This is a genomic window from Paraburkholderia bannensis, assembly GCF_014200455.1.
GTDB classification, from domain to species: Bacteria; Pseudomonadota; Gammaproteobacteria; order Burkholderiales; family Burkholderiaceae; genus Paraburkholderia; species Paraburkholderia bannensis_A.
The window spans coordinates 246,245-259,255 of the sequence record NZ_JACHBW010000011.1 but is presented as its reverse complement, the minus strand read 5'-3'; the positions used below and the strand labels follow the sequence as shown (position 1 = coordinate 259,255).

Here is a 13,011-nt window from a genome sequence, read left to right as displayed (position 1 = left end):
GAATGCAAGCGACCATCGCGATCGGCGAGCCCGACGCGGCCGCGCCGGATGTATCGAGAGCCTATGCCTGGTGCGTCTTCGCGCTGACCTTCGGCCTGCTGCTCGCCGACTATATGTCGCGCCAGGTGCTCAACGCCGTGTTCCCCTTGCTCAAGGCGCAATGGCAACTCACCGACACGCAGCTCGGTTCGCTCAGCAGCGTCGTCGCGCTGATGGTGGGACTGCTCACGTTTCCGCTTTCGCTGCTCGCCGATCGCTGGGGCCGCGTGCGCAGCCTGATCCTGATGGCGGTGCTCTGGAGCCTCGCGACGCTCGCCTGCGCGGTATCGGCGAACTACGGGCAGATGTTCGCGGCGCGCCTGTTCGTCGGCGTGGGCGAGGCCGCCTATGGCAGCGTGGGGCTTGCGGTCGTGCTCAGCGTGTTTCCCGCCCATCTGCGCGCCACGCTTTCCGGCTCGTTTCTCGCGGGAGGCGCGTTTGGCTCGATGCTCGGCATGGCGCTCAGCGGCATCGTTGCAGCGCATCTCGGTTGGCGCTGGTCGTTCGCGACGATGGCGGTGTTCGGCCTGGTGCTAGCGCTGATCTATCGTCTGGTCGTCACGGAACGGCGCATCGCGCCTCAATGCGCGCTTGCCGCGCGTGCCGCGCGGCCTCGCTTCACGCCGCGCAGTCTCGCACGCGCACTATTCGCGACTCGCGCCGTGATTTACGCGTATGTGGGCTGTGGCGTCCAGTTGATCCTGCCCGGCGCGCTGTTCGCGTGGCTGCCCAGCTATCTCGTGCGCGCCTACGACATGCGGCTCGACCGCGCGAGCGTGATCGCGGCGCTGTTCGTGCTGACGTCGGGGCTGGGCATGATCGTGTGCGGCGCTTTGACCGATCGCATCGGCCGCCATCGTCCGTGGCGTCGATGGACCATGGCGATACTGTTCTGCGCAGCCTCGCTTGTTGCGCTGGCGAGTGCTTTTCATCTGCCGCCCGGCGCGCTGCAGCTCGGCTTGATCGGCGCGGGCATGTTCATCGCCTCGGGCGCGTGCGGACCCACGGGCGCACTCGTCGCGGAACTCACGCCGCCGGCGATTCACGGCACCGCGATGGCGCTCTGGGCGCTCGCCAACAATCTGCTGGGGCTGGCGGCCGGGCCGGTGCTCACGGGGCTGCTCGCGGATCGATTGGGCCTGCATGCAGCGCTCGAATGGATTCCTTGCGCGGCGCTGGTTTCGGCGCTGCTGTTCGCAGCAGGCCGACGCACTCACGCGCGCACCGAGCGCAGCTGACATTAACGCGGTTCCCGACAAGAAAAAGCGCGAATAAAGCACATGAATAAAGCGCGCGAATAAAAAATACCGGGCCGGCACGCATCGGCCCAATCAAATCGGCCTTCAAAGGCCAACGGAGATCGAAGGAGACACGATGAAAAAGCAGTGGAGTGCCGTGGCCGCCTGCGCGGCCCTGGCGGGCGCAGCGCACGCGCAATCTTCGTTGACGCTGTATGGCGCTATCGACACCGGACTGTTATATCAAAGCTCATTGGCCGCTTCATTTGCACCGAACGCAAAGAATCTCGGCCACGTCTATGCCTTGAAGGACGCCGGCATCTACGCGAGCTTCTGGGGCATCAAGGGCAGCGAGGATATCGGCGGCGGCTACAAGGTCAATTTCCGGCTGCAAGGCGTGTTCAATAGCGGCAGCGGCAAGCTCGGTCTTGCGGATGCCGCCGGCGCCGCCGCCGTGTTCAACCAGCAGACGACGATTGGCGTATCGGGGCCGTTCGGCTCGATCGATGCGGGGCGTCAGTTCACACCCATGATCTACGCGATGGCCGAAACGGACGTGCGCTCGGCACAGTATTTCGGCAGTATCCTGAGCGCCTGGCTGGGGATGAACCAGGTTGCGGGCTGGTCCGGAACCAGCACCAACGTGCCGGTTGGCGCGCTGTATGACAGCAATGCCATCGTCTGGCAGTCGCCGAAACTGCGCGGCGCTTCCGTCGCGCTGGAGTATGCGCCCGGCGGCGTGCCGGGGCAGATTCAGGGCGGCACGCGCGAATCCGCCGTGCTCAGGTATTCGAATTACGGTTTAAATCTGGCCGCCGTGTACTACAACGCGCACGACACGAATCTGGCCGCCAACCTGCCGGCCACGGGTCTCGACAACAACCGCTTTTATTACTTCGGCGCCAAATATACGTTTCACGGTCTCCTGGTGTCCGCATCGTATGGAATCGGCAGGAATCCGTCGAACACCGGACATAGCGATTTTCAGCTTGTTTCAGGCGGGTTGGGCTATCAGTTCACGCCGTTCTTTCGTATCACCTCGGGCTTCTACTATCTACGCGACCGCAACGATTCCGCGAACCATTCGAGTGAATATGCGATTGGCGCGGAGTACAACGTCTCGAAGCGCACGCTGTGCTACGCGCAGGTGGGCTATGTGGCCAATCGCGGCGCGATGAATCAGGCAATCACCTACGGCGAGCCCGTCGCGCCCGGCATTTCCACGACTGCAGCGATGCTCGGCATCCGGCATACGTTCTGATATTCGCAGGTTTCGATTATGGAGTTGTCGATGAAATATAGAGGAATCCTGTTTATATCGATTCTGTCCGCAGGGCTGGCGTTGCTGTCCGGCGTGTCCGTCGACGCCGGTGCGCAGGCCTTTGCGACGCCGCCCGCCGCTCCGACGGCGAACGAGCAGCGCAAAGCCAATCGCGCGCTGAGCCGCAAGGTCTACGCGGCGCTCGCCCAGCACAAGGAGATCGACGCGGGCAATATCAGCGTGGTGGCGAGGGACGGCACGCTCACGCTCACCGGCACGGTGCAGGAGGCGCGCCAGATCGACGCCGTGGCCGCGATCGCGCAAACCGTGCCGGGCGTGAGAGCCGTCAGGAACCGGCTGGCCGTGCAGCGGCCGATGGGTGAGTAGCGCTACCATCGTCGACATCGCGGCCGCAAGCCTCCACGCTCGCCATCGCAATTAAAAGCGACACGTTAATCCGGGCTGGCATGTAAAGATATTGTTAGTATTGTAATGGTTCAGGCTATACTCGCGCGGGCCCGCGTTCAAGACGCGGGCAGTGCGTGCTCCTTGATCCGGGAGGGCCGGGGGATCACCGGTTTGCGCAGATATCGAATACAGACCGGATTGCCACGGCGGGGAAGAAGTCGCCGCGCTCAAGACGCGGCCGCTGGCAATCGATGCAGTTGGCATAGTCATGAAATTTCAAACTGGCAACAAACTGGCGATCGCGTTACCGCCGCCAATCGGGGATAGCCTTATCGGCATGGTCCTGGTGAACAACCTCGTGCGCAACGGTTATCGGCCCGTGGTGTTCGGCTGGGTCGCGCAGGAGTTGAAGGACTGGTTTCCTGCTGTCGAGGTGGGTTGTGTCGACGATCATCAGGGCGCGTTCGACACGGTCATTGAACTGCGGCCGACGGACTTTGGCAAATCGCTGAGCCGTGACGGCAAGACCCAGGTGCTGGCCGATCTGCCTGAATATAACGGCTCGAAGCATATGGTCGACCGTATCGTCGACATCGCGCACAAGCTCTTCGAGTTGCAGGAAGTCACGCGTGCGAACGGCCTGGTGGTTCCACCGGGTTGCCAGCGTAATCGCCATCCGAATCGGGTGGTGATTCACCCCACGGGAAGTCACCCCGAAAAAATCTGGAGCCGGCACAAGTTTCTCGCGCTTTCGCGGGCGCTCTCCCGACTGCATCTGCGCTCCAGTTTCCTGGTCGCACCGAACGAATATACCGCGTGGCGCGACGCCTGCGCGGCGGGCTTCGACGTGCATGCACTGAACGATCTGGACGAAGTGGCGCGCTGGATTGCCGAATCGGGCTGGTTCATCGGCAACGATTCCGGGCTCGGGCATATTGCTTCGTCGATTGGCGTACCCACGCTGACGCTCTTCATGCGCCGCGGCCTGGCGCGCTCGTGGCGTCCAGGCTGGGGGCCGGGCGATATCGTGCTGCCGCCCAATGTGATTCCGTTCGGGGCGCTCAAGGAACGGTTGTGGAAGCAACTGCTTTCCGTTAGCCGCGTGATGTCCAGATTTCACGCTTTACGCACTACCAGCGCTTCAAACACCTCGGTTCTTCCCCGCTAGACAAGTACATGTTTTTATCTCCCGTAGTTTGCTGGTTTGTTGCACTCCTGCTGTTGCTCGCTCCCGCAGTCAATCTGATCTGGCGAGGTGGCACCGGTTACTGCTTCTTCGCTCTGCTTGCGCTTGCGCTCTTTACCGCTGCCAGCACACGGCGCCCCGCCGGATACTTCGCGGCGCTGAAATGCTACCCGTGGTATGTCGCCGGAATGAGCGCATTTCTGGTCGCCATCGCCATACAGCAAGCCATCTATGGCTGGTGGCTGCCACGGCAGTTCGACGCCATTTCCCGCTTTGCGCTGGCGATTCCCGTGTTTCTGCTGTTGCGCCAACTGCCGTCGCGCTACTTCCGCGCGATCGGCTGGGGATGCGCCGCCGGTGCGCTCGTCATCGGCGCGATTGCGCTCGTGCAGCGCCCGTCCGGAGGATGGACGAACATGAATCGCCTCAACAATGACTACACGAACGCGATTCCCTTCGGCGATACCTCGCTGCTGCTGGCGTTCCTTTCGATTTTCACGCTGGGATGGGACGAGCACTGCAAAAAAGCGTCCCTGGCGCTCAAGCTGGCGGCGCTCGTGGCGGGCGGCTTTGCATCCTATTCGTCGGGCACGCGCGGCGGCTGGATCGCCGCTCCCGTCTTCCTCTGCATGCTTGGAGTCCAGTACGGCGTGTTTGCAACGCGCAAGCGCATCGTGCTGGCCACGCTCACGGCCGCCATTTGCGTGGGCGGTCTGCTGGCGACGCCGCGCATCCAGCAGCGCATCTCCGATTGTGTCAGCGACCTCACGCTGTTCTCCCACGGCAACACCGACAGTTCGACGGGAATTCGCCTGGAATTGTGGAAGGGGGCTACGCGGCTTTTCGTGACGCATCCTGTCTATGGCATCGGCAAGGGCAAGCTGGAAGACTCCTACGGCGTGCTAGCCGATCAGAACTATCTTCCGCGACAGTTCGTCAATGAGCGCGCGCATAGCGACTTCTTCTCCACACTTGCAGAGAGCGGCTCGATCGGCGTGCTGTGCCTGCTGACGTTCTATTACGGCTCGGCCGTCTATTTCTGGCGTAAGCGGCGCGCGGCCGATGCTTTCGTGCGCACGGCCGCGTGGTCCGGACTGGCGGTTGCCTTCAGCACGATGATCTTTGGGCTGACCATCGACGTGCTCGTGCCTGTCATGGTTACGACACTGATTGCCGTGCTTGTAGCAGCGCTGCTCGCCGCGATCGACGCACGCGAGCGGGAAATAAATGAAAAGGCCGCAAAGCGGCCAGCATCGGGGAATGAAGTTGCAATCGAACACCTCTCAAACGCCCGGATTCCGGACCAACCAGGCTGAGCGCCAGCAAGCCGGCTTGCTGGCTGGGCAGGCCGACGAAATCGGTGCGGGCGCACAGGCGTGCGAAGTGCAGCATCAGGTTCGGATCGACGATGTGATCGTGCAGGTGGTTCGGTCAGGCCGCACCTTCGATTGCTGTTTTGCCGTGAGCGTATATGACGCGGCAAACCGGACGATCCGCGTGCAGCGCACCTATACGCCGTCGCAGGGCGAAGCGTGGCTGGTGGGCGCGGCGCGCGACGGCAAGGGACGTCTTCTGCTGCGCTTCATGCAGGGCAGCTACGACCCCGAAGCGGTGCTCCTGCGCGTCGACTATCGCCGCTTCTCGATCCCGCTGCTGCGGCCGCGCCTGCGCCTGGTCAGGATGGATCCTGCGTCGCTGGATCCGGCGCTGGCGTGGTCGCTCCATGGCGCGGCTCGCTAGGCACAGAGAGATTCGTCCTGGGCCGGTTGCGCCAGGCGACCTCCCTGGCCGCCACCGCTACGCAGCGCCGCGATCCCCAAGGCCCGGCGTTTCAGGTTCACCGTCTTCGCCGACAAGCCCACGCGTTTGGCCACCTCGAAGTCCGATATCCTGCCGAGCAGCGCAATTTCCTCCGCCGTCCACCGATGCCTGACAGGCGCAATGCCTAGCTCCGTGCGCTTCTTGTAGACCGTCGTGTTGCTGCAGCCGAGGCGCTCCGCCACGACGGCATCGCTGACCGTCCCCAGCATCGCAATCTGTTCGTCGGTCCATTGGCGGCGCGCGCGCATGGCGGGCAGGCCGCGCTTGACGCGTGCGTAGCGCACGGTGTTGTAGCTCTTGCCGAAGCGCCAGGCCAGTTCCAGGTCGGGCACGACGCCGAGCAGCGCGAGACCTTCCTCATGCCAGTTGCCGGCCGGCTGGCTGCCTTGTACGTCGTGGTCCTGCGGGTGCTGCGCGGCGCCAGGCGGGTTCCGGTCGCACGTCCGGCTGCGTGTCCAGTCGCCAGCCCAGTCGCGCTGCCGCCTGCCGCCGCGGTCGGCTACTGCCGCAAGCCCAAGCTTGCGCCGCTGCAGGCGCACCGATACGGTAGAGAGCCCGATACGCCGCGCGACCCTCGCATCGGGCAGTTTGCCGAGCATCTGCAGTTCCTCGGCGCTCCAGTGGTGCCGCGCGCTGGCGATGCCGAGCCGCCGCCGCTTCTTGTTCACCACCGTCTCCGACAGATCCAGCCGCCGCGCGACCCTGGCGTCGGACATCGTGCCGAGCAGCGCGATCTGCTCGTTGGTCCAGACATGCACGGTCTTGCAGCTGGCAATGCCGCGGGCGAGCCGCGCGCGCTGTATCACGCCAGTGCTCACGCCAAGCTGCCTCGCCAGCGAAGCATCGCTTTGCCTGCCCAGCAGCGCGACGGTTGCGGCGCTGAGTTCGATGGCGCGTGACCTGGGCGCGATGCCGAGTTTCTGCCGCATGGCGCCAACCGTCTGCGGGACGACGCCGAAGCGCTGGGCCGCTTCGGTGTCGGTAATCGTGCCCAGCAGCGCAATTTTTTCGCGGGTCCAGCGATGGCCGATCACACCTTGTTTGCGCGCGGATTCAATGCCGAGCTGCCGCCGTTTGGCGCTGACGGTGGGCAAGGAGGCGCCGGTGATTTTCGCGACCCGCGCATCGGTCATGGTGCCCAGGAGGGCGACGATTTCGGGTGGCCATTGGTATTGCGGCGGGCGCCCGCGCCCGTCGCGGCGGCGGCCCTGACGTGCGCTGCCGGGCGTGGGGGCGGGTTTGGGCGCGAGGGTGGACGCCGATCCGGCCTTCGGACGGCGCGCTGGCGTTTGAATGCTGTGTGGCGCACTGGAAGGGCTGCGAGGCGTCGAGTCGCCGATCAAGGGGAAAATGGGCATTTAGTTTGTCATCCTGATGAATGGAATGGGGCAATGCGCCGACGTTGTTCGACGTGTCGATCATCGTCATCGCCGTCGCCTCATGCGAGGGATTCACACAGGGGACTCACGCTAGCTGGAGCGTGGCGCCGCCGGTTTCGCTAGATTGAGCTAAATCTCGCTTTGTAAATACGCGAAAAATCCGAATTTCAACATTCACCGGGGGCGAGCCCCCCCAGGACGGCCGCGATTTCACCATTGATTGACATTCGACAAATCGTCTAGGCCGCAGATACGCGCTCTGACGCACGTTCGCGGAGCAGAACACGCGGAACTCGACCGCTTCGACGGCTGCCAAGCCGTAGCCGGTGCGGTAGATGCCGGCGAGTTTGCCGCGCCGGATGGCCGCGTTGACGGTGCGATAGCAACACACGTCCAGGTCGAGCGATGGGACGGGCGAGGCGTCGCAGACCAGATGATTGATGTGCGTGGCGATTTCCGTACGGCAACCCATGCTGCTGGAACGCGCCGCGGCAATGGACGCAGACAGTCTTGCGAATCCCGCCGTCAAATTAAAAAGCCTGCTTTACGACGCTCGATGAAAGCCATTTAAAAATATAGGAGTCAAGCTGGGACAGTGCCTGCCCGTCTTTCAATCGCTCTGGGCGATGATGCGCCGTCACACCGATGGTTGCGAACGCACGCTCCAAGAAAGCCTTCGCGCGACCGTGCGGCAACTCGCTCCGTTGCGCGCCCGAAGCTGAAACTGCTCGGCGATATTTCGCATGACCTCGTTGCGCGCAAGTTCGCGTGGCCGCTATCGGAAAAGAACCCTATGCGATCATCGGGCCCGACGGCAACGATACGACGGATCGTTGGGCTGAATATTTGCTGCTAAAAAACTGGATCGAGACGCTCTCGCGCGAGCGTGATCAAGCATGTGCGCTGCTTTTGCGTCATTGGCGCGTTGCTTCCACTTCAGGGCATTACCACACAGGCTGCAATAAAGCCGGGGCCGCAAACGTTGTCACCGCAACCGGATTGCACCAGCCTGAATGAAAGAATTTACGCTCAAGAATCATTGCGTGAATGTAACGAAAATGACATAAAGAGTCTTTAGCGTGCTGATTTTCTCATCCGACGAATCAGTTCGCCATGCACCCAGCGCTTGCGCAATTTCACCGTTCCGGTCCGACCGGAGGTCCACGTTGCGCCGGCGATCTGTGTCAGTCCGCGCCGGCCATTGACGCCTCGGATTCCAATTCGCGCGTGATGGAAGTGTTTTATTCGCGCCGCGATCTGATCAGCCTTGCCGTCATCGAAGGCGACCGTCCCATTGGTCTGATCAACCGCGATATCTTTCTTTCGCAGATGAGCAAGCCGTTCCACCGCGAGCTCTACGACAAGAAAAGCTGTATCGCGTTCATGGACAAGGAGCCGCTGATCGTCGACGCCGACATGAGCATCGAGGCGCTCACGTTCAAGACCGTCGAGGTGGGTGAAAAAGCGCTGGTGGACGGCTTTATCGTCACGCGCGAAGGGCGCTTTGCGGGCGTGGGCAACGGCCTGCAATTGCTGGGCGCGGTGGCGGAAACCCAGGCCGAGAAAAATCGCCAGATCATGCAGAGCATCGAATATGCGAGCGTGATCCAGCAGGCCATGCTGCGCGCCTCGCGCGAAACGCTCTCGACCATGCTGCCCGACGCCGCACTCGTGTGGGAGCCGCGCGATGTGGTGGGCGGCGACTTCTATCACTTCGCGGCGTTCGCGGACGGCTGGTTTGGCGCCGTGGCCGATTGCACGGGCCACGGCGTTCCCGGCGCGTTCATGACGCTGCTGGCTTCGGCATCGCTTTCGCAGGCGCTCGAACGTCTGGGGCCGCGCGATCCGTCGAAACTGCTGGCGGCGGTCAATCGCAACGTCAAGGGCCTGCTTGGCCAGGTCAAGGGCCCGGGCGACGCGCCGCAGTCGAACGACGGGCTGGACGCCGCGTTCTTCTGGTACGACGCCGCACAGCAACAACTGCTGTTCGCCGGTGCGCGCGTGGCGCTGCATGTGCTGCGCCCCGATGCGCAGCAGTTCGAAACCATCGCCGGCGAGCGCGTGGGCGTGGGCTATGTGGACAGTCTCGCGGAATACACCTGGCCGCTCCACGCCGTGGATCTGCCCGAAGACAGCCTCCTGTTCGTTTCGACGGACGGGTTGACCGACCAGATCGGCGGTGCGCGCAAGATTGCCTTTGGCAAGCGTCGCTCGCTCGATCTGATTCTTGCGAATCGTGCGCAGACGCCTTCCGCTATCTGCGCGCGCCTCGTGGATGCATTGACCGAATGGCAAGGCGCCCAATCGCGCCGTGACGACGTCACCTTATTTTTTGCACGCGTTTAAGATTGCTGATCAAACTTATGTCTGAACTCCTGGAGCAGAACAGCGCCTTTCTAGAGCTTGCGCAGAAGCGCAATCTGATTTTCTATCATAAAGGCTACTTCTCCCAAAACATCGTCGCGGCCATGAGCGAAGTGGTGAAGCTTCAGCTCGAAGTCGCGGGCGTCAATGGGCCCACGCGGCGCAAGCTCTTTTCGTCATTTATCGAACTGTCGCAGAACATCGTGCATTACTCGTCAGAAACGCTGCCGGCGGATCAGACGCAGGGCGGTATCCGCGAAGGCGCGATGTGCATCACGAGCGACGGCGAACGCCATCTGATGGTGTGCGTCAATCCGATCGCCACCAACTCGGTGGACGAACTGCGCGAAAAACTCGAACCGCTGCGCAGCATGTCGGTCGATGAAATCAAGCAGGCCTACAAGAATTCGCTGCGTGCCGAAACGCCCGCGCAAAGCAAGGGTGCGGGCATGGGGTTTTTGACGATGGCGCGCGACGCCAGCGCGCCGCTCGAATTCGCCTTTCACCCGCGCGAGGACGATCCCGCGACCACGTTGTTTTGCCTGAAGACCATCATCTGAATTCCGCGACTGCCATGGAAAACCTACATATTGCCGCCACGGCGACTTCGCCGGAAATCGAATTCCAGTTTGACCAGAACACGCTTTCGCTGCGTGGCGAGTCCTACCCGGAAAACGCCGCCGCGTTTTACGCACCCGTTATCGAACGGCTGGGCGCGTGGCTCGCGCAATGCAACGATGTCGCCATTACGGTGGATGTGACGCTCACGTATTTCAACAGCTCCAGCACAAAGATGCTGTTCAGCATTTTCGACGCACTCGATCGCGCCGCCGCCGCGGGCAACCGCGTGCAGGTGAACTGGTATCGCGACGAGGAAGACGAAACGATCCAGGAATTCGGCGAAGAATTGCAAACCGACTTTACGGCGATCAAGTTCACCGATTGCCCGGTGGCGATCTAAGGATAGCGATGGTGGTGACGACTTCCTCCGCGCACGCATCGGCCGGTGACGCGCCGGACCTGTTTCAGAGCGAGAGCGAGGCGCTGGAAAAGGCGCGCGCGATCCTCGCCGAGGCCAACGCGGATGCCCAGCGTTACCGTCACGCACTGGGCGAATTGATCGGCCACTATGAGCGCCTGATGCGCGAGACGCGCCGCCTGATCGGCCGCAGCGACCGCGCCGAGCGCGAGATGCATGCGCTGACGCAGCAACTGCAATATCGCGCGACTCACGACGCTCTGACCGACGTGTTCAATCGCAGCGCCGTGATCGAGCGCGCGACCAAGACGTTGCGCACCGATCGCGCGGTCATGGTCCTGCTCGACATCGACGAATTCAAGAAGGTCAACGACGATTACGGCCATCCCGCCGGGGACGCCGTGATTCTCGGCATCGTCGATTGCCTGCGCCGCATCGTCGGCAACAAGGGCATCATCGGGCGCGTGGGCGGCGAGGAATTTACCGTGGTGCTGCCGGGCTACGATCTGGGCGACGCGCTGATGCTGGCCGAGACCATGCGATCGAGCATCGAAGCCCATGTGTTCGGCGCGCCGGTGAACCGGCGTATCACCAGCAGCTTCGGCGTGAGTGCCAACGAGGTCGGCACGAGTTTCGATACGGCCTATGGGCTGGCGGATGCCGCGCTCTACAAGGCCAAGCGCAGCGGCCGCAACCGGGTGGAATTCGCCTGAGCCAATCGCGGGGCGGATGATTTACCGCCCGCTTTGCTAACTGCTTTGCTGCCTGCTTTGCCGCCGGACGCGTGCGGCCCGCGATAACGGTAGCGGCGTCATGGCATCGGGTCCCAGTCCGGGCCTGCTCCTCGCGAAATGGCGTCGATCACGAGCGCGAACAGACCAGCATGGGAAAGCCGGTGCGCCGAAGTATCGCAAGCAAAACTACGGCCGGCGGAGCCGCATGTCCGTGGTTCGGATTTTGCGCTGCACAAGGCCCAAGGACCGCGTATGGACATCCGGAAGGAGCGCGAGTCCGTTTCGGCGTACTTTACGTATCTCGACCCGTGCGCAATGAACAAGAAAGGCGCGCGTCCCCCGTCGATCACCTGGAGACTGTCATGAAGACGGTAACTTTTCGCCTTGCTTTTCGCTTTGCGGCTGCTCTGACCCTTGCACTATCGGGTGCGGCTTATGCACAATCCGACGCCATGCCGGCCAGCATGCCGATGTCGAACGACGCGGCCCCGGCTGCCCCTGCCGCGCACAGCGGCCACGCAACCAAGGCTGACCGGGCGCTGGGCCGCGCGGTGCGGCGTGCGCTCGGCAAGGCGCAGGGATTCGACGTCTCGGGCGTGTTCGTGCGAGCACGTGACGGTGCGGTGACACTGAGCGGCACGGTGCGCAGCGGCGATCAGATTCGCCAGGCCGAGGATGTGACGCGTTCGGTTGAGGGCGTCACGTCGGTCACGAACAAGCTCACGCTTTTTCATGGAGGCAATGGCTGACGAAGGACGCTTGCCGGGCGCACTTCGTTAGTGATGCCAGGGATCAGGCTTTGAGGTTGAGGGCAGGCGCGCCCTTGCGGCTGCTCGACCAGCGTTTGCCGGGACCGAGCCGGTCGACGTGATGTTGCAGATCCTGGCCCCATGCGTGGCCGCTGGCCGCGCCCAGATCGCGTACGAGTTTGACGACCTTCACGCGCGTGCAGTGGGTCAGCAGGCGGTCGAGCACTGCTGGCCGCAGGTCGTGCAGCCTTGCCGCGATGGCCATTGCCTCGTCGAGCGCCTGACCTTTGCCGCCGCGCTTGCCGATATCGCTCGCGAGTTCGAGCAGCGCGCGCTCGGGCCGCGAAACGAGAATCGACGGATCGAGGTTGGGCAGCGGCGCGACGCCGTGGCCGGGCGGCAACGCGTCGTCGAAAAGACGCGTGGTCTGCAGCGTATGGGGCAGATGCGCGCCGGCCCATTCGGGCATGACGTAGGGGCGCTGGGCCCAGAGCGCGAAACGCGCGTGCGCGTCGATGCTCAGCCGCCCGCCTTGCCAGTCGAGCGCGGTCTTGCCGCCGATATGCAGGCCGCTGACGTGGCGGCCCAGATACGCGAGCACTCCCGCACGCGTGGGCATGTCGCCCGCGAGCAGATACGCGCCTTTGGAGAGACGTTGCAGCCAGCCGGCGCTAACGAAGTAGGTGGTTTGCTGGGCGCTGACGCCGCAATCGCGCAGCATCTGCGGGTCGAGCGGTTGCCCGCGCGGGACGCCTTCCATGAGGCGTAAAAGTGTCTTGCTGGCCATGTGTTCGAATGAGGTTTTTGCAGGCGAACCGGCAGGCCAGAGGCTCGGTTGCGCATGATTTATTTT

The 13,011-nt window shown here is 63.1% G+C and carries 15 protein-coding genes; 12 read left to right on the top strand and 3 right to left on the bottom strand.

All coding sequences use genetic code 11. The features are described from left to right. The first annotated feature begins 2 nt into the window (after positions 1-2). From F4827_RS20000 to F4827_RS19975, 6 genes are all read left to right on the top strand, one after another. Positions 3-1,277 (top strand): MFS transporter, encoded by a 1,275-nt coding sequence (locus F4827_RS20000; protein WP_183726268.1) that lies wholly within the window; start codon positions 3-5, stop codon positions 1,275-1,277. 136 nt (positions 1,278-1,413) lie between these two features. Further along, positions 1,414-2,538 (top strand): porin, encoded by a 1,125-nt coding sequence (locus F4827_RS19995; RefSeq protein WP_183726266.1) that lies wholly within the window; start codon positions 1,414-1,416, stop codon positions 2,536-2,538. 30 nt (positions 2,539-2,568) lie between these two features. After that, positions 2,569-2,925, top strand: coding sequence for a BON domain-containing protein (locus tag F4827_RS19990; RefSeq protein ID WP_260175316.1), 357 nt, complete (start codon positions 2,569-2,571; stop codon positions 2,923-2,925). 289 nt (positions 2,926-3,214) lie between these two features. Then, a complete protein-coding gene (locus F4827_RS19985) occupies positions 3,215-4,114 on the top strand; it encodes a glycosyltransferase family 9 protein (protein ID WP_183726262.1) in 900 nt (299 codons plus the stop codon). An 8-nt stretch (positions 4,115-4,122) separates the two neighbouring features. Continuing rightward, a complete protein-coding gene (locus tag F4827_RS19980) occupies positions 4,123-5,448 on the top strand; it encodes an O-antigen ligase (protein WP_183726260.1) in 1,326 nt (441 codons plus the stop codon). Then, positions 5,393-5,872 (top strand): hypothetical protein, encoded by a 480-nt coding sequence (locus F4827_RS19975; RefSeq protein WP_183726258.1) that lies wholly within the window; start codon positions 5,393-5,395, stop codon positions 5,870-5,872. Before F4827_RS19980 ends, F4827_RS19975 begins: the two co-directional genes overlap by 56 nt. Here F4827_RS19975 and F4827_RS19970 read toward each other — a convergent pair. Both F4827_RS19970 and F4827_RS19965 read right to left on the bottom strand, forming a co-directional pair. Then, positions 5,869-7,311 (bottom strand): hypothetical protein, encoded by a 1,443-nt coding sequence (locus tag F4827_RS19970; protein ID WP_183726256.1) that lies wholly within the window; start codon positions 7,309-7,311, stop codon positions 5,869-5,871. The two genes, F4827_RS19975 and F4827_RS19970, sit on opposite strands and share 4 nt — an antisense overlap. Positions 7,312-7,417: 106 nt before the next feature. Then, positions 7,418-7,804: a hypothetical protein gene (locus F4827_RS19965; protein WP_183726254.1), complete on the bottom strand. Its 387-nt coding sequence runs from the start codon at positions 7,802-7,804 to the stop codon at positions 7,418-7,420. Positions 7,805-8,100: 296 nt separating this feature from the next. Here F4827_RS19965 and F4827_RS19960 point away from each other — a divergent pair, with 296 nt between their 5' ends. From F4827_RS19960 to F4827_RS19935, 6 genes are all read left to right on the top strand, one after another. After that, on the top strand, positions 8,101-8,349 hold the full coding sequence (locus tag F4827_RS19960) for a hypothetical protein (RefSeq protein WP_183726360.1): 249 nt from the start codon (positions 8,101-8,103) through the stop codon (positions 8,347-8,349). 213 nt (positions 8,350-8,562) lie between these two features. Beyond that, positions 8,563-9,678, top strand: a complete 1,116-nt coding sequence (locus F4827_RS19955; RefSeq protein WP_260175315.1) for a SpoIIE family protein phosphatase — start codon at positions 8,563-8,565, stop codon at positions 9,676-9,678. Positions 9,679-9,695: 17 nt separating this feature from the next. Then, positions 9,696-10,256 carry a SiaB family protein kinase gene (locus F4827_RS19950; protein ID WP_183726251.1) on the top strand — a complete coding sequence of 187 codons (561 nt, stop codon included), beginning with the start codon at positions 9,696-9,698 and terminating at the stop codon, positions 10,254-10,256. 14 nt (positions 10,257-10,270) lie between these two features. Beyond that, the gene (locus F4827_RS19945; protein WP_183726249.1) at positions 10,271-10,657 is read left to right on the top strand and encodes a DUF1987 domain-containing protein; all 387 of its coding nucleotides are present in this window, start codon (positions 10,271-10,273) and stop codon (positions 10,655-10,657) included. Between the two features lie 14 nt (positions 10,658-10,671). Beyond that, the gene (locus F4827_RS19940; RefSeq protein ID WP_409258820.1) at positions 10,672-11,388 is read left to right on the top strand and encodes a GGDEF domain-containing protein; all 717 of its coding nucleotides are present in this window, start codon (positions 10,672-10,674) and stop codon (positions 11,386-11,388) included. Between the two features lie 383 nt (positions 11,389-11,771). Then, entirely contained in the window at positions 11,772-12,158 is a 387-nt protein-coding gene (locus F4827_RS19935; protein WP_260175314.1) for a BON domain-containing protein, read from the top strand. A 43-nt stretch (positions 12,159-12,201) separates the two neighbouring features. Here the strand turns inward: F4827_RS19935 and F4827_RS19930 are convergent, their stop codons facing one another. Then, positions 12,202-12,945, bottom strand: a complete 744-nt coding sequence (locus F4827_RS19930; protein WP_183726245.1) for a type IV toxin-antitoxin system AbiEi family antitoxin domain-containing protein — start codon at positions 12,943-12,945, stop codon at positions 12,202-12,204. Positions 12,946-13,011 lie beyond the last annotated feature (66 nt).

Coding starts and splice junctions, on each gene's coding strand:
- F4827_RS19970 (WP_183726256.1), bottom strand. CDS start 7,311: ATGCCCATTTTCCCCTTGATCGGCGACTCGACGCCTCGCAGCCCTTCC.
- F4827_RS19980 (WP_183726260.1), top strand. CDS start 4,123: ATGTTTTTATCTCCCGTAGTTTGCTGGTTTGTTGCACTCCTGCTGTTG.
- F4827_RS19985 (WP_183726262.1), top strand. CDS start 3,215: ATGAAATTTCAAACTGGCAACAAACTGGCGATCGCGTTACCGCCGCCA.
- F4827_RS19950 (WP_183726251.1), top strand. CDS start 9,696: ATGTCTGAACTCCTGGAGCAGAACAGCGCCTTTCTAGAGCTTGCGCAG.
- F4827_RS19945 (WP_183726249.1), top strand. CDS start 10,271: ATGGAAAACCTACATATTGCCGCCACGGCGACTTCGCCGGAAATCGAA.
- F4827_RS19995 (WP_183726266.1), top strand. CDS start 1,414: ATGAAAAAGCAGTGGAGTGCCGTGGCCGCCTGCGCGGCCCTGGCGGGC.
- F4827_RS20000 (WP_183726268.1), top strand. CDS start 3: ATGCAAGCGACCATCGCGATCGGCGAGCCCGACGCGGCCGCGCCGGAT.
- F4827_RS19930 (WP_183726245.1), bottom strand. CDS start 12,945: ATGGCCAGCAAGACACTTTTACGCCTCATGGAAGGCGTCCCGCGCGGG.
- F4827_RS19975 (WP_183726258.1), top strand. CDS start 5,393: ATGAAGTTGCAATCGAACACCTCTCAAACGCCCGGATTCCGGACCAAC.
- F4827_RS19935 (WP_260175314.1), top strand. CDS start 11,772: ATGAAGACGGTAACTTTTCGCCTTGCTTTTCGCTTTGCGGCTGCTCTG.
- F4827_RS19965 (WP_183726254.1), bottom strand. CDS start 7,804: ATGGGTTGCCGTACGGAAATCGCCACGCACATCAATCATCTGGTCTGC.
- F4827_RS19990 (WP_260175316.1), top strand. CDS start 2,569: ATGAAATATAGAGGAATCCTGTTTATATCGATTCTGTCCGCAGGGCTG.
- F4827_RS19955 (WP_260175315.1), top strand. CDS start 8,563: ATGGAAGTGTTTTATTCGCGCCGCGATCTGATCAGCCTTGCCGTCATC.